Annotated in this window: 11 protein-coding genes and 2 tRNA genes; 4 read left to right on the top strand and 9 right to left on the bottom strand. The window is 45.8% G+C overall.

What is annotated here, in order from left to right; all coding sequences use genetic code 11:
• Positions 1-112: 112 nt before the first annotated feature.
• Complete coding sequence (locus F0232_RS02040; protein WP_105058298.1) at positions 113-1,276, bottom strand: threonine/serine exporter family protein; 1,164 nt, start codon at positions 1,274-1,276, stop codon at positions 113-115.
• 523 nt (positions 1,277-1,799) lie between these two features.
• Here F0232_RS02040 and F0232_RS02035 point away from each other — a divergent pair.
• From F0232_RS02035 to F0232_RS02025, 3 genes are all read left to right on the top strand, one after another.
• Positions 1,800-1,874: transfer RNA gene (locus F0232_RS02035), tRNA-Gly, on the top strand.
• Positions 1,875-1,913: 39 nt separating this feature from the next.
• Positions 1,914-1,988 (top strand) — tRNA-Gly (locus F0232_RS02030).
• Positions 1,989-2,206: 218 nt separating this feature from the next.
• Positions 2,207-2,464 carry a hypothetical protein gene (locus F0232_RS02025; RefSeq protein ID WP_102422966.1) on the top strand — a complete coding sequence of 86 codons (258 nt, stop codon included), beginning with the start codon at positions 2,207-2,209 and terminating at the stop codon, positions 2,462-2,464.
• A gap of 110 nt (positions 2,465-2,574) precedes the next feature.
• Here F0232_RS02025 and F0232_RS02020 read toward each other — a convergent pair whose 3' ends face one another.
• The 5 genes from F0232_RS02020 to F0232_RS02000 form a co-directional block, all read right to left on the bottom strand.
• The gene (locus tag F0232_RS02020; RefSeq protein ID WP_105058299.1) at positions 2,575-3,162 is read right to left on the bottom strand and encodes a cupredoxin family protein; all 588 of its coding nucleotides are present in this window, start codon (positions 3,160-3,162) and stop codon (positions 2,575-2,577) included.
• A gap of 108 nt (positions 3,163-3,270) precedes the next feature.
• A complete protein-coding gene (locus F0232_RS02015) occupies positions 3,271-6,411 on the bottom strand; it encodes an efflux RND transporter permease subunit (RefSeq protein WP_171750657.1) in 3,141 nt (1,046 codons plus the stop codon).
• On the bottom strand, positions 6,408-8,147 hold the full coding sequence (locus F0232_RS02010; RefSeq protein WP_105058301.1) for an efflux RND transporter periplasmic adaptor subunit: 1,740 nt from the start codon (positions 8,145-8,147) through the stop codon (positions 6,408-6,410). Before F0232_RS02010 ends, F0232_RS02015 begins: the two co-directional genes overlap by 4 nt.
• A 10-nt stretch (positions 8,148-8,157) precedes the next feature.
• The gene (locus F0232_RS02005) at positions 8,158-9,585 is read right to left on the bottom strand and encodes a TolC family protein (RefSeq protein ID WP_105058846.1); all 1,428 of its coding nucleotides are present in this window, start codon (positions 9,583-9,585) and stop codon (positions 8,158-8,160) included.
• 99 nt (positions 9,586-9,684) lie between these two features.
• Positions 9,685-10,149, bottom strand: a complete 465-nt coding sequence (locus F0232_RS02000) for a hypothetical protein (RefSeq protein ID WP_105058302.1) — start codon at positions 10,147-10,149, stop codon at positions 9,685-9,687.
• Positions 10,150-10,402: 253 nt separating this feature from the next.
• Between F0232_RS02000 and F0232_RS01995 the strand changes: the two genes are divergently transcribed.
• The gene (locus tag F0232_RS01995; protein ID WP_105058303.1) at positions 10,403-20,950 is read left to right on the top strand and encodes a VCBS domain-containing protein; all 10,548 of its coding nucleotides are present in this window, start codon (positions 10,403-10,405) and stop codon (positions 20,948-20,950) included.
• A gap of 115 nt (positions 20,951-21,065) precedes the next feature.
• Here F0232_RS01995 and F0232_RS01990 read toward each other — a convergent pair whose 3' ends face one another.
• The 3 genes from F0232_RS01990 to F0232_RS01980 are packed head-to-tail and all read right to left on the bottom strand — an operon-like array spanning position 21,066 to position 26,156.
• On the bottom strand, positions 21,066-22,379 hold the full coding sequence (locus F0232_RS01990; RefSeq protein WP_105058304.1) for an HlyD family type I secretion periplasmic adaptor subunit: 1,314 nt from the start codon (positions 22,377-22,379) through the stop codon (positions 21,066-21,068).
• Positions 22,372-24,522: an ABC transporter transmembrane domain-containing protein gene (locus F0232_RS01985; protein ID WP_105058305.1), complete on the bottom strand. Its 2,151-nt coding sequence runs from the start codon at positions 24,520-24,522 to the stop codon at positions 22,372-22,374. The genes F0232_RS01990 and F0232_RS01985 overlap by 8 nt, the downstream gene beginning before the upstream one ends.
• The gene (locus F0232_RS01980) at positions 24,519-26,156 is read right to left on the bottom strand and encodes an ABC transporter transmembrane domain-containing protein (RefSeq protein ID WP_105058306.1); all 1,638 of its coding nucleotides are present in this window, start codon (positions 26,154-26,156) and stop codon (positions 24,519-24,521) included. The genes F0232_RS01985 and F0232_RS01980 overlap by 4 nt, the downstream gene beginning before the upstream one ends.
• Positions 26,157-26,215 lie beyond the last annotated feature (59 nt).

Here is a 26,215-nt window from a genome sequence, read left to right as displayed (position 1 = left end):
AAATCGAATCAATTGCATCAAGATGAGTTGGTGATAAGAAAGAGCGGCTTCAAAACGAACAAACACAGCAGTGAGCTGTGTTTGTTTAGAAGGTTCCGATAAGTAAAACGGCTTAACGTTCAACTTTAGGCGAGTAAATGGAATACGCCGTAATTTGACCAGCGACGATCGCCGAAAACATAAACAGTGCCGATAAACCGATACTTGGGATCGGTAAGATAGACTGCTCAAATACCGATTGACTGGCACTTACTAGAACACGGCTACCCGGAACTAAGATAATGATTCCTTGAACAATATAGATAGAACCCGTTAGATCCATCTTCTTCGCAATCCAAGTTCCATAGAGCGTGATCAATACAGTCGTTACCCAAGTGCCAACTACCCAGCCACTATCAAAACCTAGATAGAATGGGCCCCACATACCTAGAACCGCAACTGGCAAGCCTAACAGGATATCGGTTGGGCGCGCATTAAACATCACACCGATAGAAACAGAAATCAGCACCAAGCCGGAAATATGCATCCAAGTCGGCACGGCATTGGTGTAATCAATGGATACCGCTTGCCCCCATACTGCTTCACCAATGTTCAGCCCCATGATGATGCCAACGAACAGCTTTATCAGTGTTAAGGCACTCTGCCCTAGCAAGCTGGTACCAGAGACTAAATCGTTAAAGGCCAAACACTCTAGTGCGTTGGCTATGGATAACCCGGGGACAAACAAAACGATCGAGGCAATACACAGCGCCCAGACCGGGATCGGTAGCCCTGTGCTTGCCAAAAATGCCACAGCAATACCGGTTAATAGTGCAGAGATGAATTCAACTGCAATCGCGCGGCGTGAATGGAGAACTTGCTGACATACCCAAACCATCAAGCCAAGTAACGCAGAAAAGCCTACCGCTTCCAAAGTACTGCCGACCAACATCAGATAGGCAGGTGGAATCCCCATATTCGCCAGTGCAGTAATCCATTTAGAATAACCAACCGGCTCTGGGACCGGTTCACTGCTTGGTTGATTGATACGAATAATGGTATTTGCCAACAAACTCAGGTTGATTGAAGCTGGCTTTAGACGTTTGAGAATAACGGCATTGTTATCGTCTGGAAATTGATAATTAATCGCGGTCGGTGTTGCCTGAATCATGACGTCTACACCATGCTTTTTCGCATAATATTGTGTGTATTTTTCAAGCTTATAAGGAGCACAACCACTGCGGTGAAGTGTATCGCCAATTTCAACAATTTTGTTAATTCGGTACTGAGAAGGCATGGGTATTTTAGGGGAAACAAAATGTGCGGCAAATGTACCAGACGATAGACGGAATGACGAGGTTTTTGCGTGATTTATCAACTAGATTCGTCACTTTTTTCTCCGAACACTCAAAAGTACGAATGACTCTACTCATTTAGGATTAAACCTATGAATAATAAGAATTGTTCACAAGTTAAATCTATGCATCCATATTGTTATAAACAGACCGTTAAGTCTGCTCAAAAAAACCGCGTGTGTTAACGAGATTATTCATAAAATTCAGGTCAAATACAGAACAAAGACCAAACAATGCGGCGGTTTATAAAGCAAGGTTAAAATTCATCCAAAGCTAGCGGTAGTCATAACATTTAAGCACAGAGCGCTTAACGAGAGTTTAGTCACACTTTATGCAACCACAAAACACCAGACGTGATTGAAAAACTAGCGGAGTGGTGGTTATGCGAGCACTTAGAATAAAAATGGAAGAAAAAGGTTTCGTTTTCAGTTAGATGTGGCATTATCAAACTCGTTAAGACGATGTGCGTGCATCGTATAATGGCTATTACCTCAGCCTTCCAAGCTGATGATGCGGGTTCGATTCCCGCTGCACGCTCCAAATCTTCTTAATGCTTCAGTCTTACTCTTAAGACAGTGTGCGTGCATCGTATAATGGCTATTACCTCAGCCTTCCAAGCTGATGATGCGGGTTCGATTCCCGCTGCACGCTCCAACTCAAGTTCATCGTTTATCCCCTTAGATCAAACTCAATCTTCAAAGATAATTTTCATACTTTGAAGTAGTACGCTAACTACTTAAATTATCTTTAGTTTCCCCTTTACTACTCTTACTGTCTCTCAGAATTGTTCTAGTTTTATAATCTCGGTCAATGTTCAAATCCTTCGTTGTGTTAATGTGCGCTCAACTGGAAACAACCATAAAATAATAAAAATGTTTAAAAGCAATGAGTTAACTATCAATATTGAGACAATCAATATCGCCCTGTCCAAAGTCGAAAACGCGAACAAAATTCAACTTAATACGTTGAAAGGTTATGTGAGCAGTGAGCCTGAGCAAGCTATTCTTGCGTTTCGTTCTTTGAGTGAAGTGGAGTCTATCGACGACAAGCTGAAAAGAATCATGTCAGAGCTCCCTCATCTAAGTGGCGAGGCGCAACACCTACTGGAAACATCGATTCTTTTACAGTGATGAGCAAGAAAGATAAGTCTTAGCTAACGAATGAGTATGAGTTAAGACTTATCTTTGATTTCTTAGCCCTGATTGAATTTCTAATTAAACAAAGAGCTAATGATTAACGTCTAAAGCGTTACACTTTTCACCATACCCGCTTCTGCATGCCCTGGAATATTACAGGCAAATTCTACGTGATTGTCTCCATGGAAATGCCAAAGCATCTGCTTCGCTTTGCCCGGTTTTACTGTCACTGTACTGCCAGAATCATGAGCATGATTACCCATATTTTTCATCATTTCACGATGCTCTAACTGCTCCTCGGAAGAACCAATCGAAAATTCGTGATCGACCTTTCCTGTGTTCATCACAACGAACTGCACCACGTCGTTCGGCTCAATGTTCACTTTGTTCTTAAAGGTGATTTTCATATCGTCACTCAGTAGCACATGAACCACTTTATCCGGCTTTGCGCCCGTCGCAGGCATGCCTACTTCAGACATACCGTCCATGTTCATCATGATTGAATGATCCATCTTTCCACCTTTCATCATGCTGTGATTCATCTTCGAGTGGTCCATGTCTCCGCTGTTCATCATTGAGTGATCCATACCTGAATGGTCCATATTTGAATGGTCACCAGCTGAATGATCCATTGCAGCAAACGCTGTTGAAGCGGTGATTGTTAGGGCGATAGTAATTAGTGTCTTTTTCATGGTCTTTCCTTAAATTGATTCTATTTTTTGTTGGTTTCACATGTTTATGTGGTGCGCCCTTACCTACTCCTATCTCGCAAGCAAGGGCTTTTATAATCAGTACGTTATTTACTTGTCTCGGCTTTGGATCTGAGTGATCTCACGCTGCTTCCACAGCTTGAAGATCGCAGGAAGCACCAATAGAGTGAGCAGTAGCGCAGACGCCATTCCCCCAATCATTGGCGCGGCGATTCGTTGCATCACTTCTGAGCCTGTACCTTCTCCGTACATAATTGGGATTAATCCAATGATTACGGTAAGCACTGTCATCATGACTGGACGCACACGAAGCCCTGCCCCTTCACGAATGGCATCAGTGAGATCGGTTTGTTGGAGTATTTGCTGGTTCTGTTCGGCATCAAGCTTTTTGAAGTGCCACGCTTGGTTGAGATACACCAACATGATTACCCCAATCTCTACCGCAACGCCCGCTAGCGCGATGAAGCCAACACCAACCGCAATGGAAAAGTTGTAATTGAGGTAATACATCAACCACAAACCACCAACCATGGCTAACGGCAATGTCAGCATGATCATCATCACTTCACCGACACGGCGGAAGCTCAGATACAGCAGCAACATAATGATGGCGATGGTGATAGGCACTACCACACTTAGTCGATCTTTGGCGCGTTCCATGTATTCGTATTGACCTGACCATGCGAGTGAATAACCCGCAGGTAATACGATTTGCTCAGCAACCACTTGTTGTGCTTCTGCCACATAAGAACCAAGGTCACGACCATCAATATCTACGAATACCCAACCGTTAGGACGTGCATTCTCTGTTTTGATCATCGGAGGACCATCTTCGTAACGAATATCCGCAACATCAGACAAAGCGATACGAGCACCGTTTGGTGTTACTAACGGTAGGTTCTGCAGCTTGACGACAGAATCACGGTAATCTTGCGGGTAGCGGACGTTGATTGGGTAACGTTCAAGCCCTTCAACAGTTTCACCAACATTCATTCCACCTACGGCCGTAGAGATCACCTGCTGCACTTCTTTGATACTTAACCCATAACGAGCAGCAGAGCGACGTTTGATGTCTATCGTGACATAACGACCACCAGCCACACGTTCGGCATACACAGAAGCGGTACCACTCACACCATTCAAGATAGGTTCCAGTTGAGATCCGATATCCTCAATAACACTCAAGTCCGGTCCTGCTATCTTGATTCCGATTGGCGTTTTAATGCCGGTCGCTAACATGTCGATACGTGTCTTGATTGGCATAACCCAAGCGTTTGTTAAACCGGGGAACTGAATCAGATCATCGAACTCTTTGCGTAACGACTCTGTAGTGACACCGTCACGCCATTCATCGCGAGGTTTCAACTGAATAACTGTTTCAATCATGGTGAGTGGTGCAGGATCGGTTGCCGTCTCTGCTCGCCCGATTTTGCCCCATGTAGTTTCAACTTCCGGGATGGTTTTGATTAACTTGTTGGTTTGCTGAAGCAGTTCACGCGCCTTACCTATCGAAATGCCTGGATAAGTGGTCGGCATGTACATCAAGTCACCTTCATCCAGAGGAGGAATGAACTCACTGCCAAGCTTACTGGTTGGGTAATACGCAGAAGCCATCAAACCCAGTGCAATCACAATCATCACTTTTGGATACTTTAGGCTTAAGTTGAGCAATGGTTTATACATCGCGACTAAGCTGCGGTTCACGGGGTTCTTGTGTTCAGGTAACACGTTGCCACGAATGAAGTAACCCATTAGCACTGGCACAAGCGTGATAGCCAAACCTGCAGCCGCCGCCATTGCATAGGTTTTAGTGAAAGCAAGTGGCGAGAACATCTTGCCTTCTTGGCCTTCTAATGCAAATACAGGAACAAAGCTCAAAGTAATTATGATCAGTGAGAAGAACAACGGTGCGCCAACTTCTTCTGCAGCCTTACCAATCACCTGCCAACGGTTTTTATCGGTCAGAGGCGTTCGTTCGATGTGTTTGTGGACGTTCTCTATCATTACGATAGCCCCATCCACCATAGCACCTATCGCAATAGCTATACCGCCAAGAGACATGATATTGGCGTTAATACCCTGCCAATGCATCACAATGAATGCGCCTAAGATACCAACAGGCAGACTTAGTGCGATAACCAATGACGAGCGGATATGGAACAAGAACAGCGCACACACCACGGCGACCACGATGAACTCTTCAGCCAGCTTCTTCCAAAGGTTTTCAACGGCTGAATCTATCAAAGTCGAGCGGTCATAAGTCGCGACAATCTCGACACCATCAGGTAAGCCTGCTTGCAGTTCAGCGAGTTTGGATTTCACCGAGTCGATCACTTCACTGGCATTTTCACCAAAGCGCATCACGATAACGCCGCCAACCGCTTCACCCTCACCGTTGAGCTCCGAGATACCACGACGCATTTGCGGGCCAAGGTTAATGTCAGCAATGTCACCTAATAGCAGCGGAGTACCTTTGTCGGTCACTTTTAGCGGCAGAGATTGAATGTCTTCGATGCTTGTCAGGTAACCGGTCGTACGAACCATGTGCTCGGCTTCCGCAATCTCAACAACAGACGCACCGGTTTCTTGGTTACCATCTTGGATTGCCTTATTGACTTGCTGAAGCGTCAGGTCGTAAGCACGTAACTTGGCAGGATCAATCTGTACTTGGTACTGCTTCACCATGCCGCCAACGGTCGCCACTTCAGACACGCCTTCTACGGTTTGCAACTCATACTTCAAGAACCAATCTTGCAAACTGCGAAGTTCTGCTAAGTCGTGCTGACCGGATTTATCTTGCAACACGTAGCTGTAAACCCAGCCCACACCGGTTGCATCTGGTCCTAGTGTTGGCTTGGCACTCGATGGCAAGTTAGGTGCAACTTGGCTTAAGTACTCCAACACTCGTGAACGCGCCCAGTACATATCGGTATCGTCATTGAAGATGATATAGACATAGGAATCACCAAAGAACGAGTAGCCACGAACTGTTTCAGCACCCGGTACAGCTAACATGGCGGTGGTCAATGGATAGGTCACCTGATCCTCAACGACCTGTGGGGCTTGACCCGGATAACTGGTTTTGATGATTACCTGAACATCTGACAAATCAGGAATGGCATCGACAGGTGTATTTTTAACGCTGTATAAACCGCCAAATACGATGGCGACAGTGGCAACCAGCACTAAGAAACGGTTGCTAATAGACCAGCGAATAATTGCATTGATCATAGTTCGCCCTCACCCGTGCTATTCGTCGGTTCGAGAGATTTGAGCACATAATCAGAACCTTGTTTCGCCACTAGAAACCGAATGGTTTGACCCTCGGCAAACTCAGATAAATCAAGGTCATCACTGGCTTGGAAATTCATTTCACCCGCTTTCCAATTCCACTCAGGGACTGGCTGATGTTTTACGGTGATCATGCCAAAATCTGCCATCAACATAGTGATGTCGCCTGTTACCCAAACTTCGCCAGCGATCTTGTGTTTGTTGACCTTGTAATCAACAACCTCGTACTGCCCTGACTCTGTCTTTCTCATCTCAAAATCAATCGCCTTACCACGTTGGACGTCACTCATGTCCAAGCCTTCCGCAAAGGTGAAATTCATCACCATGCCCGGCCAATCCCATTCTGGAACAGGCTGATGGTTAATCGTCACCATGCGACTACCTTGCATAACATCGGAAATTTCACCGTTCGCCCATACGGTTTCAGCTTCTTCTTCAACACCATTGATGCGTGACAGATCAGCGGATTGGCTCGATTCAGAATCCAACATGAAGTGCGCAGAAGTGACAATGTTCTCACCTTGCTCTAGCCCTTGAAGCACCTCTATTTTTTCGCCAGCTTCACGACCAACCTCAATACGAGCAGAGCGATACTTGCCAGAACCTTCTGACATCACCACTCGAGTCATACCACCGGAGTGAATCACCGAAGATCTTGGGATAGTAAGAACAGCTTCATCACTGATGGGTTTCAGCGCAATATTGGCAAACATATTTGGCTTAAGCTCACCATTAGGATTAGAGAACTTCAAACGAACGCGTAAGGTTCGTGTTTTAGGATCAAGAATCGGGTACACGTAGTCGACAGTTCCCTGCCATTCTTTACCGGGAATCGCATCAAGTGTCATTTCGGCATTACTACCTGTAGATATCCAATGCGCTTGTCGTTCAAACACTTCCGCATCAACCCACACCTCGTCTAGTGGCCCAGCACTGATTACCGCTTGTGCAGGAGAAAGATAGCCACCTTCACGAATGTTGAGACTAGCAATAACACCATCAGCAGGCGCTTTGATTTCAATGGTTTGCGAAGCCTTGCCTTGGCGAGTGATAGACCGAATCTGGGCTTTATCAACGCCCAAGGTAATCAAGCGCTCAGTCGATCCTTTTATCAGCCCTTTGCGACCGGTTTTGTAGGCACTCAGCAGCTCTTCTTGCGCCTTAACAAGTTCAGGGGAATAAAGCGTGAAGAGTACATCGCCTTTGTTGACCTTCTCACCAACCGCATTGATGTACAGCTTTTCTACCCAACCCGCAGCGCGAACGTTGGTTTGCCACAATGCACTCTCGTCGAATGCCACATAGCCAACGGTTTCAATACGTGGAGACAAAGACTCCAACTCAACCTTTGCTGTTTTAACGCCGAGATTATTCTCTACTGACGGATCAATAGATACAGTGCCAGCTTTGTCTGAACCACCACTTAAGTCATCGGCATAAACAGGAATCAAATCCATACCCATCGGAGATTTACCCGGCTTGTCACGCTGATAATTTGGGTCCATCGGCGCAACCCAATACAAGGGTTCATCGCTCGCCTGTGAGGAGGAGTTTCCTTCAATCGCCCCCGCCATTGCTGACATAACGTGTGCCTGGTTAATTAGAAAATGATTCGCACTAAAACCTAATGCGCCACCAACCAACAAAGCGATTGTTGCTACTTTTACTGATTTCATTATTCGTTCCTTATTGATGGTTTGTCGCAGTTAGTTGCGGTTGCTCAACCTGATAATCAAAGCCGCTCAGGAGTGACGCGAGCTTGCTATTCACGATGTTGAGGTCAGTAATCAAGCGCTGTTGCTCTAGCTTCAAAGCCAGCTCATCTGTCGTTGCTGAAATCACATCGTTAAACTGTGCCGTGTTGTTTTGATAACCTCTTTCAACCGCACGGATTCGCGCCGATGTCTGAGGTAATAAGGAACTTTGGTAACGCTCTAGGCGCTGGGTGAGATTCGCCTTATCCACCAATAATGCATTCACTTGAGCATTCATTTGGGCAAGTAAGGTGTCTTTTTGAGATTTAGCAGCGCCAACTTGGTGCTGAGCAGCAGACAAGTTTTTGTCTTGTCGATTACCCGTAAATAAAGGGATATCGACTGTTAGATATGCACTGACAAGATCAGAAGCAGGTTCACCTGCCATGTTATTCGCTTGTCGGTGGGCATACATGACTTCTACACCAAACTGAGGTGTGTAAGCTTGTTCTGCTAATTCAACTTGTGTCTGATTGGACGAGATAGTCGCGTCTGTTATCTTAACGAGCGGATGCTCCATCAACAGTTGATAGTGCTTAGTTGAATCAATATTGGTTGCTAATTTATTTTCCAATAACGACCAATCAATTTGGTTAGTCGCATTGAGTACACTTTGAGCATCAGGAGCCTGAGAACCAACAGCTTGAGTCCCTAGCCAATCCGAACCCAACCATTCAGAAAGCTGAGAGATTAAGCGACGCTGGACTTGTTGGTTAGCTTGCAGTTTCTCATTAAGTTTGCTGACTTGAAGCTGGGCATTGAGCAGATCTTGCGCTTCGCTTTTGCCAATCGAGTAATTGGTTTGCACATAGTTCTCTAATTCAACCAAAAGGCGTCTGTTTTCACGCATCACACCTTCTGCGACTTGCTGGTACCCCAACTCAAGCCATAGCTGCGTCATGCTGTTAGCAACCGTCAACTCACGAGCCTCAACTTGAAGAGCGAGTCCATCGGCTTGCTGACTTGCCTTTTTCTGCTGAAGATCAAGCGTATTGCCACGCTCGAATTGCTGCATCAAACCAACCGAAATATTGGTCATCGGGTCTTCGTCGAATTGAAAACTATCGACTGGCAGGCCACCGAATCCGACTTTGAGTTTCGGATCCATCAGCGTGGCGCTCGCAATACCAGTTTCCCTCATCGCTTGCGACTGAGCAAAGTACTGCTTGCGATTACTGTCTTGGCTCAATGCTATTTCAATCAATGTATTGAGTTGCTGAGACGAGCTTTGTTTATCAACTTGTGTAGAAACAGGAGCCGCAGCTAAAACACTACCTGAAATAAAAGCAGAGCTTGAAATAAAGGCAGCAGCAACCACGACACTCGCGTTTATTTCAAACACGGAGTTTGTTGGTTTTATATTCACAATGAATGTCCATATCTAGCGTTAAATAACGCATATAAAAGATTGGCGTATCAGGTTTATGAGTCTGATATCGCTATGTTTTTAGATATAGATTTATGCGGTAGGTGGGCGTAACAAAGATTGAGCGCGTGCGACTTTCTGCCCAATAATGACAGATTGAAAACGAGCTAGTGAAGAGACAAATGGATTGGCGACTTGAACAGCCTGAATCGGATAAGAAGTCGCAGAGCACACTGAGGCGCAGCAGTCGGCACTCGAACAATGGTTACCCATCGTCTGACTGCCGTCTTCGCTCATTGAAGACATATCGCATTGATCCATCAAATCATGGGCACTCATATTAGAGTGTTCGGCGTGTACTTCTTGACTCATCACATGGCATCCCGCCATTGAGTCATTAGTTGACTTGTCGTTATGGTAACAAGCCGATTTACCCGAACTCATTTCCATCATCATAATGTCAGTCATCATTGCTGATGAGCTTGAAGCATAGCTAGACATCAACATCGCGATGATGCTGAAAACAGTAATCCAAGTTGTTCGGAGTGTGTTTGTCATAGCTAACCTTTAAATTTATAAGACGACTATAAAGGTTACCCTTAGGGTAAGGTCAAGCTAGTTGAGCATTATCTTTAACTAATCGACGAAATTTTTAACTAATTGACCAAGGATTATTCAACACGCCTTACACTAAAGTGAGAGAGTCGTTTGATTTAAGGAAATTTTCTTTAAAAATTATCTGATTACCTCGCGAAACCTCGATCTGTGTATTTTACTTAAGAGAATGCAACCAAGATTCACGGATGAGAAAATGGCTAAAAACAACAACGTCGAAACACATAAGAAAAATACAAAAATAGAGAATAAAAAAAGCAGCGAGCTAAAGCCAAAAGAAACAACAAAAAAGAAAAAGCTCAGACTGCATTCACACCTTAGGGTTAACATCCCACTCTTCCAATCTCTCATGATGATCTTACCCTCATTGGCTAAGCACGCTGAAGCTAACGAGGGGTCAGGTGATTCTACCCATGACATGGATTTAGCGGCGACAACTCCTGTTGCAGATGAAACCATCGTCGATAAACACGCAGGTGCAAGTTCCTTCGAAGCTACTCATCCAAACACTCAAACAAATGAGAGCCAAGAAAGCCCTAATACCAATGAAAGTCAGGTCCCTCACGGGGCAAACACGCATTTAGTTCCTTCTCATCACCTATCGACGCTTTCACACCCGCAAGTTCATTACATCCCTTCGGTCTCCATGCCAACCATTTCAGCAGGAGGTAACGGTCAGCCTAGTCATTCAAACACGCCTCCTACACCAACTACACCCGTCACTTTTATTCCAGAAGTGATCAAGGGGACGTACGGAGAGCTTCATGTCGATGTAAACGGCCAATACACGTTCGTTCTAAACCCCAACTCACCTCAATACATCTTGCTGAATCAACACCAACAAGGTACTGATCACTTTGCGTTACACCTATCTAATGGTGCGAGCATCGTTGTTCAGATACCGGTAACGGGTAAGCAAGACTTGCCAAGTATTTCTGGTGATTTAACAGGGGTCGTTACCGAAGATCACAATATCGATTCACAAGGTTTACTCCATGCAAACGGTAAGATTGACGTCATTGACCCTGACCAAGATGAAAGTTCGGTAACGCCAGAAGTTATCTCAGGTAAATATGGCTCATTAACCATAGACGCTGATGGACACTGGCAGTACCAAGTAGACAACTCGCTTTCCAACGTTCAAGCGTTAACCGGAGCAACGTCACTACATGAAAGTTTTACAATCCACACAAAAGATGGCACCCCACAAACCATTGATATGACCATTGGTGGCAACGATGACAATGCGGTTATCACCGGTGTGGATGCAGGCTCGGTTATAGAAGATCTAACCACACAAGTACAAGGCCAGCTTTCGGTAACTGACCCAGATCTTGGAGAAGATCATTTTCAAGCGTCTCAAGTTAATGGTCATTTTGGGACATTAACTATCACTAAGGATGGAGCTTGGACCTACGATCTAGATAACTATAACCCCTACGTGCAAAGGCTTGCCCAAGGCTCGACTGCAACAGACATTATCACGGTTCATTCCGCTGACGGAACTGCACATCAAGTCACTATTACTATCAATGGTACCAATGACTCAGCTGTGATCACCAACAACACAGGAGGTTCACCAAATTCATTCTTCGTTGTTGGAAAAAGCCCCCACTTAGATCAAGTTATTGAAGATCATAAGCTCACAGTTTCAGGAAAATTAAGCATCAGTGATATCGATGCAAAAGAAGGGCATTTCTCCAATACCGATGTTGCAGGTACCCTAGGCACACTCCACCTCAAAGACAATGGTGCATGGACTTACGATCTGGATAACACCAATCCAGCAGTACAGGCCTTGGGCAAAGGCTCAGCAACAACAGACATCATGACCATCCACTCTGCCGACGGTACGCCACATCAAATTACTATCATTATCAATGGCACCAACGACAAAGCCGTCATTGGTGGCACAAGTTCCGGCGCAGTAACGGAAGAAACTCAACTTCAAACGTCCGGTGCATTGACGATTACTGACGTCGATACCGGTGAAGCACACTTCTCCAATACTGATGTAGTTGGCACACTCGGTACTCTACACCTCAAAGATAATGGAGCATGGACTTACGATCTCGATAACACCAATCCTAAAGTGCAAGCCTTGGGTAAAGGCGCCACTGCCACCGATACGATTACCGTTCATTCGGCAGACGGCACGCAACATCAAGTTGCCGTCACAATTAACGGCACCAATGACCGCCCTACTATCTCAGGAACCTCAAGTGGCGCAGTGATCGAACAAGGTTTGAGTACGGCAGGAAACCCCGATGCGACAGGGAGTTTAATCGCAACTGATATAGATAAGTCAGACACAATTACCTGGGCAATCAATCAACCTCAAGGCCAATGGGGAACGCTGTCGATTGATCAGCATGGTCATTGGCACTATCAGCTAGACAATTCAACCGGCGGCGCGGCAGATAAACTCGCGGCTGGTGAACATCAGTCTGAATCATTCTGGATCACCGCTACCGATTCAACAGGAGCGACAGTCCCTCATAAAATCGTTATCGATGTGCAAGGCAGCAACGACAAACCAATTGTCAGTGCGTGGACTCAGCTTCCTGCGGGTAAAGAGGATCAACCCGTAACCATCAAGGCTTCTGACTTGCTAACACATGCAAGCGATGTGGATAGTAGCGATGTATTGCACGTGACAAATCTGCAAGCGACACACGGTAGCCTGATTGATAATAAAGATGGCACTTATACCTTCACACCAGATAAAGACTTCAATGGTGAAATTCGACTCACCTATGATGTGGTTGACGGTCATGGTGGAAGCGTCAGCACTCAAGCTAGGTTCGACCTTACCGCTGCTCCGGATAACGCGATTATTACCGACGCACAAACCAATGCAGACTTAAGGGGAGTGACTGAAGATCGTGGCTATATAGATACCCACTACCAATTGCATTATGACGGCAAATTAAACATCCAAGACCCTGATAAGGGAGAGGCACAGTTTGATCCGAATATAGGCTCACAAACCTATCAAGGTATTGGCTACGACACCAAATTAGGTGGTCACATACTGCTCATGCGCGATGGTCATTACACCTATACGCTCGACAACCGCAATATACAGAACTTAGCGCAAGGGGAAGTTAAACACGATTCAGCCGTTATACGCTCAGCAGATGGTACAACACACACGATAGAACTAACGGTTCATGGTACCAACGATGCCCCAACCATCAATGCTCAGTCCCACTCAGTGACTGAAGGTGGAAGCGTTCTAAATGGACAAATGGTTGGCCAAGATATTGATACCGGTGCGGCCTTGACTTACAGCGCACCGCAGATTGATGGCTTGGTGGTTAATCCGGATGGCAGTTATAGCTTCAACCCTGCTCACTCTAGCTATCAATCGTTAGCATCAGGTGTCACGAAGACATTGACTGTTCCAGTAACAGTCACAGACGAACATAATGCGAGCAGCACTCAAAACCTCTCAATTACGATTACAGGAGTTAATAATTCTGCCGTTATCGGCGGTGTCGACACGGGTGATGTAACCGAAGGTAATGCTGGACAGGACATGTCCCCAGATTATGCTCAACCGGGTATGGCTCACTTAGTACGAAGTACCATTAGAGCCAGTGGCAAGCTTTCTATTTCAGACACAGATACAGGAGAGGCTGAGTTTGATACACACGGACTTGGCTTTAATTACTCAGGTCAATATGGAGACCTACTTCTTCGCAAAGATGGAACTTGGTTTTATCACGCAGATACGGGGCAGATTCGTAGCACTGGTGGTCTCACAAGCACCCGAGGAACAGCCATCGACCAGCTTGGTGAAAATCAAACTCTGACTGACACGATTACCGTGTATTCAAAAGATGGTACATCGCACGATATTGTGATTACGATTCACGGTAGCAACGACCGACCTTACTGCGCTTCTGAAGTACAGCTCAATTCGGGTAAAGAAGACCTAGCTCAAACCATCACAGCAACCGAGTTATTGGCAAATACAGTTGACGTAGACGCCAACGATGCAGGCAAGCTCACTATCGCTAATTTGCATGCTGATCACGGTTCTATCCAAGATAATCACGACGGAACCTTCACCTTTCACCCGAGCCAAGATTACAATGGGCAAGTACACTTCACCTACGATGTGAAAGACGCTCATTCGGGTGTGACGCATACGGGAGCAACTATGCACTTGGCGCCCGTGAGTGACGCAGCAACAATCTCCGGAACTGATTCTGGTTCAATTACGGAAGATAGGCACGTTTCCCCCGATTCGATGCATCATATTCAAGTGACCGGAAGCCTTTCTGTATCCGATCCAGATGCAGGAGAAGATCACTTTAGGGCGACGGGTGTATTTGGACATGAAAAAGCTATCAGTGACCCCTTCCAGGGGGACATGCACATAAGCCGATATGGCAACTGGGATTACGTTTTGGCAAATGGTAACCCTGCGGTACAAGCCCTAAAGCAAGGTGAAACCAAAGATGTTATCTACGAGGTCTACTCTGCTGATGGCACACCTCACCGTATTACTATTACCGTTACGGGTACCAACGACGCACCGACAGTCACCAAAGTGGCTCTCAACAACGGCACGGAAGACACACACTATCAAATGCAGGCGAGTCAGTTCGGATTCACCGATATCGATACTGGCGATACGCTGCACTCAATCGCGATCACTGACCTACCACCAGCGACTCAAGGTAAGTTTGTACTCGATGGACACGACATCACCGCAGGTCAGAGCATCATAGCCTCCGATATAGCTAAGCTTCAGTTTGTCCCTGCACCAAACTTTAACGGTGATGTTCAATTTAAATTTACTGTAAATGATGGACATGAAGATTCACAAGAAGCAACGAATACACTGCATATTGATGCGGTTAAAGATGCGGCTCAAATCAGTGGTGTTGATACTGGCGATGTTGATGAAGGCCACAGTAGCTTCGGGGACATGTCACCAGACTACGCCCATAAAGGTATGGCAAAACTAGGGCAAGCAGCCCTCAGTGTGTCAGGCAAGTTAGACATCATTGACCCAGACAGTGGTGAAGCTCAATTTGACTCTAAAGGTGGGGCTTGGAATAATTCATATCACGGTCAATACGGGCACTTAATACTCAACACAGATGGTACATGGCACTATGATGTCACCGTCGGCAATGTGGATTGGGTTGGCAATACAAAAACGACTGTTGGTACAACCATAGATCAACTCGGCGAAGGGCAGTCGTTAACCGATACTATAACCATCCAATCTAAAGATGGAACAACTCACGATATTGTTATCACCATCTATGGCGATAACGATAGACCCTACATCAGTTCAGAAGTAACACTTAGGTCTGGTACTGAAGATACAACACTGACCTTCACCAAAGCCGATTTACTTGCTAATACCGTTGATGTTGATACCAATGATGCAGGCAAGCTTTCCATTGCTAATCTGTTAGTTGACCATGGTTCTGTGGTTGACAACAAAGATGGCACATACACCCTAACGCCACCCAGGGACTATAACGGACAAGTTCATTTTAGCTATGACGTGACAGACGCGCATGGTGGTGTCACGCACACTGGGGCAACAACAACCTTAGCAGCGATTAACGATGCCGCAATACTTACTTCTCCTAGCACTGGTTCAGTGACCGAAGATCACAACCGAGCGGCCAATAGTTCGGAATTGTGGACTGGTTGGCTTAACCTAGATGTACAAGATAGTGACTCAGCAGCAGAAGCAAAAGTTGTTCAAATTGAAGTGAATGGTGTCACTCATACGGTGCCTTCAGACTTTGCTATGGACCTAAGTAGCAGTCACGGCACGTTCCACTTCACACAAAGTAGCGATGGCCATATTAAATGGGCTTATACCGCTGACAATACACATTCAGAAGTTCAAGGTTTAAGTGATGGTGAGTCATTAACGGATTCCATTACATTGGTGACTGCCGATGGTACTAAGCTTCCTTTAACCGCCAACATTCAAGGCATTGATGATCAGGTGATTATCGATACTCCGAATGCCCAAACTGCGCCTCTTGGCACCGTAACCGAAGATGTCAAAAACTCGGTTTCAGGTATTTTGTTAGCTCATGATGCCGATAGTAAAGACTCTGTTTCCTTTACTGCTGGTGACAGCGCTGGCAAATACGGATCTTTACATATTGATGCCGATGGTCACTGGCATTATGACCTTGATCCTGCCAAAGCGAATTCTCTTGCTCAGGGCCAACGTTTTGTAGAAGGGTTTAATATCACAGCGACCTCTACCGACGGTTCAACGTCTACACAACGCGTCGAAGTCTGGGTTGACGGTACGGATGATCACACCGTCATTTCCGGTGTTGACCATGGGGTTGCGACGGAAGATGTAGCGACCCATATGTCTACAGGCGTCAATTTAGTTGACGTGGTAGATTGGCAAACGTTGCATATTACGGATTCAGATAGCACTCCACAGCAGATGACCGTTGAGTTCGCAGGACAGCAATATACTTGGAATTTAGGTCATGAACTAGATATTCACACACCTTACGGCCTTTTCCAATTCCGTACAATCACCAGCGGTCCTCGTGCAGGGGAGCATGAATGGAACTACATTGGTGACAATAGAAATACCGATGTACAAGGGCTAAAAGCCGGCGAGTCGTTGCAAGAATCCGTTAAATTGATTGCAAAAGATGGTACTGAATTCCCGATTCATGTGGAGGTTCGTGGTACTGAGGATGGCGTTGTCATCGATAGTAAAACTCAAATAGGACAAGTCACGGAAAAGGCACAATTGAGAGCATCGGTTAGTGGTAACTTGGTTGCACACGACACTGATATTCACGACCAAGTCAGTTGGACTGCTACTGCTACCGGTGGCGAAGCGGGTAAGTACGGTTCGTTTTATGTAGATTCAACGGGGCATTGGCATTATGACGTTGATCAGAGCAAAGCGACAAAATTAGGAGACGGCGAAGAATATTGGGAGCACTTTACGGTTGAGGCAGTATCTACTGATGGTAGCCATGTTTCGAAAAGTGTATCGGTTGTTGTACATGGCAATAATGATGACCCAACAGTTAGTGGTGAAGTCACTTTGCCTTCAGGTAAAGAAGATACTTCAATTCATATTACACAAGCTGAATTAATCGCCAATGCTACCAACGTTGATACTAACGATAGAGGTTGGTTACACGTTCAAAACTTAACTGCAGACCACGGTAGTTTGGTATCAAATTCAGATGGCAGTTTCACCTTTACCCCCGCCCCTAATTACAACGGAACGGTACACTTTAGTTATGATGTTGCTGATAGACACGGTGGTATTGCTCATACCGGTGCGAGCACAACACTTACTGCAGTCAATGATGATGCTGTTTTTGGTGGTGTCGATACGGGAAGTGTCACCGAAGATCACAACGTCCACGCTTCTGTACAAGGAAACTATTCTTATAAGCTTGAGACAAGTGGAACATTAACAGCAACAGATACGGATGCCGGTGAATCAGGCTTCGATTTTAAAACATTGATGACGGCTTCGGCTCATCCTGAATGGGCACCTTACCAATCGAAACTGGGGGGGCAACTGGAAATAGATCAGCATGGCAACTGGAACTATTACATTGATAACCGTAAGCCTGAAGTTCAGGGCTTAGGCACAGGTGAAACTTTAACTGACACCGTTACTATTCATTCTAAAGACGGGACTCCTCATGTCATTACCATCACTATAAATGGCACCAACGACGCTCCGGTTTTATCGGTAACTCAGACGACCCCAACAACGGGCACGCTGATTGAAACCGATGTTGACGTGAAAGACACTCATATTTTCTCTGTCGTCAGTTCCACAGGGCAATTCGGTTCGCTATCGGTCGACCCAGATTCGGGCGCATATGTATACACATCTAATGGTTCGGTTGCTGGAATGAGTTATAACACGGCGACACACACATATCACGGCACCGATGTGTTTGAAGTAAAAGTGGCTGACAACCACGGTGGTGAGTCATCAAAGTTCATCACCTTTGATGCCAACGGTCATGTTTCAGTTGTGCCAGGGCAATCACCGACGATTTCAACCTCTGTGCCTTCCAATCCATTGGTAACAACCACGCAACCAAGTTTACCAACCGGGACAAACACTCCACCAAACAATGCAGTCACTGTCGATTTAGCAGCATCGAGTGATACTGGCACCTCTGATACCGATAACCTCACTAAAGACAGTACGCCGACAATCACCGGACACACGGATATTCCTTACTCACAAGTCACCATCTATGATGGATCCACACCTATTGGACATGCGGTGTCTGATGGCTCGGGGCAATATAGTGTGGCGGTGAGTAGCTTATCAAATGGCGATCATAACCTATCTGCCAAAGCGTTAGCTCCTTCTTCAGTTTTACCAGCAACATCATCCATTCTTTCTCTGCATGTTGATACTGTAGTCGCGCCGCTCCAAATATCATTAACTCACGATACAGGAAGCAATTCGTCTGATTTGATTACTAGCGATGGTTCATTAACTATCAATGGGCAAGAGGCAGGCGCAACCGTTGAATACTCGACCGACAACGGACATACATGGACATCGAGTTTCACCCCGCAACAAGGTTCAAATACGGTCAGCGTGAGACAAACTGATACTGCAGGAAATGTGTCGACCGAAACTTCCGTGAGTTTCACCTTAGATAATACGGTCAACGCACCTACCGTATCACTAAGTAACGACACTGGCCGACACTCCATCAATACACCAGACTTGATTACTAAGGATTCTAGGCTTTCCATTCAAACTGAAGCAGGAGCAAAAGTAGAATACTCGAATGACGGCGGACACACTTGGACAGCTGTGTTCAATCCAGTTGAGGGGGTTAATGACCTACAGGTAAGACAGACTGATATCGCTGGCAACGTATCCCCAGTGACGCACTTTAGCTTCACCTTGGACACCACTCCCGGCACAATCACAGTGAACCCGATATCGCAGGACAACGCGTTAAATGCCGCAGAGAACAACCAACCATTAGTGATCACCGGCACGACATCCAACATAGCACCAGGGGATGTCGTCTATGTCGTCATCGGCAATAAACACTTTTATGATGCAACGGTAAAACCAGATGGCACGTGGTCATTAACTCTAGGTACTTCTATACATCAAAACATAATGGCGACCGACCGCGACTACTCAATACAAGTTGGTACCGTTGATACGGCAGGTAATTCGACGCCTCGCATTTCGACCCATCTGCTAGTTGATACGCAGAGTCCGATTCCACATATTGCAGTTGACTCAGTGACACAAGATAACGTGCTCAATGCTCTTGAATCTGGTCAAACTATCGCGATAACCGGAACAGTAACTGGCGATTACCAAACAGGTGATATTGTCAGCTTAAAGATAAACGGTGCAACCATTTCATCACTCACAGGCTCGGTTGATTCGAGTGGACATTTTTCTATTCCAGTGGCTGGTAATATATTGGAACATGCCAATATTCATACTAGCTATGCAAATGGCCAGTCTGGCTCGATACACTCAATAGAAGCCACCATAATAACCACCGATTCCGCAGGAAATGTTGGCAGTGCGACGACAGGTTCACAGGTATTCAGCGTTGATAATCATGTTAGCCTGCCGACAATTACCTTTGAAAACCCCGGACCTGATGGGCTTTACAGCAAAGCAGAAATAGCCCACGGGCACCCCAATACAGTCACTGCGACAATTACCCCACCAGGTGATGCTAAGGTTGGCGAACATCTCGTTGTTAACGGACAGGATCATGTATTAGATGCTCATACTCTACAGCATGGAATACAAATTGAAGTTCATCCTGGTTCTAATGTACAAGCAACAATGACTGACGAACACGGTAATACCGCAGGCAGCCAAGGTTTTGCTGCCAGTGCTATACCTGAACCTATCATTGTCAGGCCACCATCGGGAAGTCACCAAGTGTCCGGTACACTTGGTGTTCCACCTCTTGCCCCATCTCAAACGCCTGTCCCATCGGCGCAAAACGGTTGGCGTATCCACCTACCTAATGGTCAGTATGTAACAAGCCATCATGGGCAATATGGAACGTTAACCATTGACCCTCAAACTGGTCATTTACATTACCAAGAGCAAGCACAAGTCCACACTGGACCACATGGCAGTGCTTCAGGTATTGGTCAGCATGAAGATAAGTTCGAAATCGCGCTGCAAGGGACAAATCAGGATGAGGTGGTTGCCCACGTGAACGTTCAAATACTCAGTCATGGACCAGGGCATAGTGGCAAACTTACGGTTGGGACAGAGGTCGTTGATATGACGATAACACCAATTGTCCACGCATCTCCCCCTGCTCCACCTCCACCACCGCCAGTTCAGCATGACGAGCCCGAGATCGCCTCTCACGAGGACTTCACGTTTACTGTAAGTGAAGACACTTCTCTAGATTTATCTCAGCATGCTCACCAGGAGTCAGACCAGAAAACTGACCACCATGGTGCTGCGGCTTATTTGGATGCCCTAGGTATTCAGCCGGATGCATCGCCTAGCACCGGGCACGATCAACCTGCAGACATGGACATCGTGCTTGCACAAGTCGACCAGCAACATGCCGTAGATTACGATCAAACACATTTGGATATGTCGGATGCACTTGAACACCATGATGCAGCCAATAACCATAACCATAACCATAACCAAGATGATGAACACCATCATCACAACGACTTAGATGGACTACCAGACATAGATCCAAATAACTAATGATTGGTCGTTAGTAATTAGTGAAATAAAACAAAAGGGAGCACGCCATGTGCTCCCTTTTTAGTGATTGTTTCTTGTATCGTTATGAACAAAGAGACGGTTGTGACTCTTTGAGTTACCTTTCTCCAAATGCAACACTGATATTGGTATAGATCGGCTTCCAAAGGTATTGAAACACCGACTTCTCGCCCGTCGTGATATCTACCTCACCCGTCATTCCAGGAAGAATAGAAAAGCTTTCAGGGTTGTCACGGAAGTATGGCGTTTCAACAGACACCACAACCTCATAATAGATTTCACCTCGTTCACTTTGGCTTGTTGTTGGTGAAATACTCTCAACCTCCCCTTTTAAAGCACCAAAACGGCTGTAATCAAACGCATCAATCTTGATTCGAGTTGGCTGGCCTACGTTCACGAAACCAATATCCCTCGGTGATAAACGAGCTTTAAAATCGGCTTTACCGCCAACAGGAACAATCTCAACCACAGTCCCGCCCGGTTGAATAACGCCGCCGTTCTGCGTACTTGGCAGGCTTTGTACTAAGCCTTGTAGCGGTGACACTAACATGGTGTTTGTCAATTTCGCTTGGCTTGAACGCACTCGTGCATTAAGAGCTGACAAATCTGATACTGCTTTGGATCGATCGTCACTGACTTTTGCTTTAGCCTCAGCAAGAAGTTGTTCGATTTTTTGCTCATTGCTGTCTGCCTGCTTAATCAGAACCGACTTCTTACCTCGAGCTTCTTCAATTTTCTGCTCTATGCTCGCCAACTTTTGGCGCATTTCAAGTACACGTAAACGAGAGATGTTCCCGGCCTTATAGCCTTTTTCCAAGATGTTTAGCTCTTGCTTAGTGGCACTTAGCTCTTTGTCATAGCTAGGTAGAGATTTTTCTACGACACGAAGCTGCTCTGCTATCTGCTCACTGTCCTTTTCCAACACAATGCGTTTTTGATAGTAGAGCCCTTTTTGAGCATTTAACTGCGCCTTTTGTTGGCTAACGATCTCTGGGAAATCAATTTCAAATTCCCCAAAATTCGGCTCACGGTTATCCAGTAACGCGTTCATACGTTCGATACTCGCAAGCAAGGTTACTTGTTGAGATTTCAACTCTTCGAGAGCCGTGCGCTGGAAGGTAGCGTCAAATTCAACAAGTGGCTGACCTTTCTCTACCAATTGCCCTTCTTTAACAAGAATTTGCTTTAACTTACCGCCAATGGCACTTTGTAATACTTGCTTTTCCCCTTCAGGAATCACCGCACCCTTTGCCTTTGCGATTTCATCCACTTGAGTGACCACAGACCAAGTGACAAAAGCGATAACACACAAGGCAACTGACCATGTCGCCAGCGCCAATGTTCGAGCTGTATTTTGTGATTCAACAAGCTCGCCGTAACGCTTGCCAGTCTCGATAGTTTTTTTAGCCATTAGCGACTCCTTGCTTTGACTCTACTTTTTGCTTTGGTAACTCTTGTGTGTCAGATAACTGCTGCTCTTGAGACTCTGATGGCTGCTCGAGAGGACCTGCATAAACCACAGCACCCTCGTCTAACACCACGACTTTATCAGCGAGCTTAATCAAGTCAGGATCATGCGATGTATAGATCACCGTTGCTTTTCCTTTCTTCACCACCAAGAACTCACCGAATACACGTTTAGCATTGGGATGGCCATCAGGTACCGGGTTATCCATTAGGAACATCGGGTAGTCATAAACCAAAGCTTTCGCGTCAATAAGGATCTGAGCGACAGTGCCTGACAACATATCAAACAGGCTATCCGGTTGGATGCTGCTGATAGAGGTATCCAACCCATCTGGTAATGTGGAGAACCATCGCTTGCCGCCAACCATATCAATGGCTGATATCATTTTCTGCTCTTCAACTTTATGCCCATCGCTCAACCACTCACGAATACTCAATGTAAGTAAGTCGGGGTAAGCTGCGCGAATGAAACACCAGTGACGATAGAGCTGTGGGTCGTATTGAACGAGGTTAACATCTTCAAGCTCGACCATACCGTTTTGGATAGGCTGTAAACCAGACAACACTTCAATTAATGTCGACTTACCACTGCCTGAAGGGCCAGTGATCGCCACAATATCGCCCGCTTCAACATCAAAACTTACCCCATTCAATGCAGGGCGACTCTGCTTAGGATAACGCAGGGTCACTTGGTCTAATTTCAAGTTAGGCGCAACTGCCGGCAGCGGGTGATGCTGGTAACTGAATTCACGCTCAGACGGCTGAGACAGAATACGATTTACCTGCAGCTTAGATTGATTAAAGCTGTTAAAACGCATCGCGCTGTTGGCCAACACCTGCGCAGGCCCAGTCACTTTGGAAATCAACATCATTGATGCAATCAAGCCACCAGGCGTCATCACTTGTTCGAAAATAAGTCCAATTCCTAAGCCCATAACAGCCAATGTTGAGCCCACTCCGATAAAGTAATAAATCGAGGTGTATCGACTTTGGAGAACCGATTGATTGAACGTCACCGTAGAGGCAAGCAAATTGGCTTTTTGGAAACGTTGGATCCAGTGCTCTGAAAACCCAGCACTGCGAATAAAGGCAAGCTTGGACGACAACTCATTAGTCATATTTTGACGATTCGTGCCTGCTACCGTCGATTGCATTGAGCGCTTACTACTCGAACGTATCGAGCGCTTAGCTAACAGGTAATACAGAACCAAAGAGACAATTGGAACCAATACCAGCCAGCCACCTAGCACACCTATCGCAAGGACAAAAATGGCAATGAAAGGCAAATCAAACAACGCATTACCGAGCGGTCCTGATAACACACCTGAAATACGCTCAGATAACATCACTTGGTTCTGTTGACTAGACGAGGCCGTTTGCTGGTTTTGAGCATAACTATTTCTTAATAGTCGCTGCACAAGGGATTGAGATATCTCGCGGCTGACTCGGTTAGACACAGAAGCAAACACTCGACTACGCAATGTTCTTAACCAGCCCATCATCACAAACAACAAGGCGGCACCAATAGCGATACCTTGCAGTTCGTGCCCAGCATCGCCACCAATAACATGGTCATAGATCGACATCGTGATGAATGGCACTGCGAGAGCAAATAAATTGGTGATAAAGCTGACTAAGAGCAATTTAGGAATGATAGGACGAAAAGCATGTAACCGTTCACCAACCCAATCCGGAGAAACCTTCTCCAATGGAGCCCCTTCAATCACAATGCAAAATTGAGGAATGTCTGAAACGTCTTCATTGCCATCAACGGCAACAAACTGTTTTGACTCCAAGTGACCAGAAACCAATTCATTTTCACCGAGAACCAGTAGAACTAACTTGTGATCGCCTACTTCATCTAGGTTGGCAACCAAGCGATATGGCAATGCAAGCCTATCAAACAGGGCAAACATATCATCAATCGATTCAATGCCGTTCTCATCAACCCATTGGTGAGCGAACAGTTGGATATTCGCATTAACTTCCAACTCCTTGAGCACAGAAAGGCTTTCAGTTTCCAGTCGGTTCATCGGATCATGTTGACCGTCTGTTTCGCCATGGCGATTAGTATCTAAACGATTCATGCAATGACCTCCTGCTGATTAGTACTGTCTTCGGCAATCGAACCGTTTTCTACTGTAATTGTTCGACTCGCTAGTTCGCGAAGTTTTGCATGATAGCTCACCACCAATATGGTGCGCCCTGCCAAGACTTCTTCTTCCAACACCTTAAGCAGGTTACCGAGAGCATTGAGGTCTAGCGAGGAATCCGGTCTCTCTAGCATGATAACGGGCTTGCCACTCGCCAATTGAGTCGCAATATTGAGCATCTTAATGTTGCCCATACTCAACAAAGAAGCACTCGTATGACCAATTTGTGTTTCTAACCCATCAGGTAAACGAGTAATTTCTTTGGTTAATCCTAAGCGCACAGCGTAATCATTGGCGCTTTGTGTTCTCTCAGGATCAAATCCACACAAATTGTCCAGAATCGTACCTGAGACTAACTGCCCTTTAACCCCGCAGTAAGCTGTAGCTTGAGCGACAGATGCAATAGAAATGGCTTCACCATTAATGAAGCACTCACCCGCGGCTAAATCATCAATCCCTGCAATCGAAGACAGCAAGTGACTATTGGTGTGGCGATCTTCACTCTCTAACAGCACCAGTTCGCCTTTATTTAGCGTCACATCCGCACTAGCGAATTCACCATATCTTTCAACGGTAGCTTGCTTGATTTCTAAAGTCTCAAAGTCAGAGATACTAAGCTCAGAACTGGCAGACTCAGACAGTGATAAGTCTCCTAACTTTTCTATTGCCTGATTAGCACTATGGATTGAATTAAGCTTGATTCGAACCCCAACCAGAGCACTCAGAGGCGCCACAGCTCTACCCGATAAGATGGAGCATGCTGCTAACCCACCCGTGGTTAATTGACCATCCAATACCCACAAACTACCGGTAATCACCAACAAAACAGAAGTCGCGAGTGCAGCAAGCTGAATACACTCTTGAGCGAAGGCGTTCTGTTCTTCTTCTTTGGCTCTGGATTGAGAGCGGACATTATTAAGCGATTTAAACTGATTAAAAATTCGAGACTCAACAGCCTGACGTTTAATACCCTGAATGGTTTGGCTAAGAAGAATCAAGAAGGTTTTTCTCTCCTTCTCATCTTTAGAAGCTTCTTCACTTAAACTTTTCACGCGGATAGAAGACAGCCAAACAATACCAAGCGTAATGAGCCAAACTGCCACAGGTATCGCCACTAATTCACCGCCGATATAAGCCACCAGCCCTAGAAAGATCAATGCAAAAGGCAAGTCGATAAAGCCAGAGATTATTCCACCAGAATACCAATCCTTAACTTTGGATACCGATCCTAATCCCTCTTCAACACCGCCCACACCTAGCTTACGAAGGTGTCCTGATGATGCAGTAGTCACCCTTTCAACCAAAGTTTGGTAAGTGGCTTTTTCTGTATTGCTGGCCGCCGCAGACAAAAGCCAAGTGCGAACAAAACGTATGAGTGCTTCCATGGCTACGGCTAGTGTCGCCCCGGCTAAAAGCAGCGTGGCCGTACCATAACTTTGATTGGGGAGAATGCGATCGTAGATCTGGAGAACCGTTAATGGAACGGCTAATGACAAGAGGTTAATAAGTAAAGAAGGCAGTAAGACTTTCCTTACTACCCCTTTGTTTTTTACTGACGTTACTGGCATACACAATCCTTATCCATGCTTATGAAATAAGATTGGTACACCATGTTGGGTATTGCAAG

This window comes from Vibrio sp. T3Y01 (genome assembly GCF_013114525.1).
Lineage (GTDB): Bacteria > Pseudomonadota > Gammaproteobacteria > Enterobacterales > Vibrionaceae > Vibrio > Vibrio chagasii_B.
The sequence above is the reverse complement of the archived record's forward strand: the minus strand, read 5'-3'. Positions and strand labels throughout refer to the sequence as shown.

Coding starts and splice junctions, on each gene's coding strand:
- F0232_RS02040 (WP_105058298.1), bottom strand. CDS start 1,276: ATGCCTTCTCAGTACCGAATTAACAAAATTGTTGAAATTGGCGATACA.
- F0232_RS02025 (WP_102422966.1), top strand. CDS start 2,207: ATGTTTAAAAGCAATGAGTTAACTATCAATATTGAGACAATCAATATC.
- F0232_RS02020 (WP_105058299.1), bottom strand. CDS start 3,162: ATGAAAAAGACACTAATTACTATCGCCCTAACAATCACCGCTTCAACA.
- F0232_RS02015 (WP_171750657.1), bottom strand. CDS start 6,411: ATGATCAATGCAATTATTCGCTGGTCTATTAGCAACCGTTTCTTAGTG.
- F0232_RS02010 (WP_105058301.1), bottom strand. CDS start 8,147: ATGAAATCAGTAAAAGTAGCAACAATCGCTTTGTTGGTTGGTGGCGCA.
- F0232_RS02000 (WP_105058302.1), bottom strand. CDS start 10,149: ATGACAAACACACTCCGAACAACTTGGATTACTGTTTTCAGCATCATC.
- F0232_RS01995 (WP_105058303.1), top strand. CDS start 10,403: ATGGCTAAAAACAACAACGTCGAAACACATAAGAAAAATACAAAAATA.
- F0232_RS01990 (WP_105058304.1), bottom strand. CDS start 22,379: ATGGCTAAAAAAACTATCGAGACTGGCAAGCGTTACGGCGAGCTTGTT.
- F0232_RS01985 (WP_105058305.1), bottom strand. CDS start 24,522: ATGAATCGTTTAGATACTAATCGCCATGGCGAAACAGACGGTCAACAT.
- F0232_RS01980 (WP_105058306.1), bottom strand. CDS start 26,156: ATGCCAGTAACGTCAGTAAAAAACAAAGGGGTAGTAAGGAAAGTCTTA.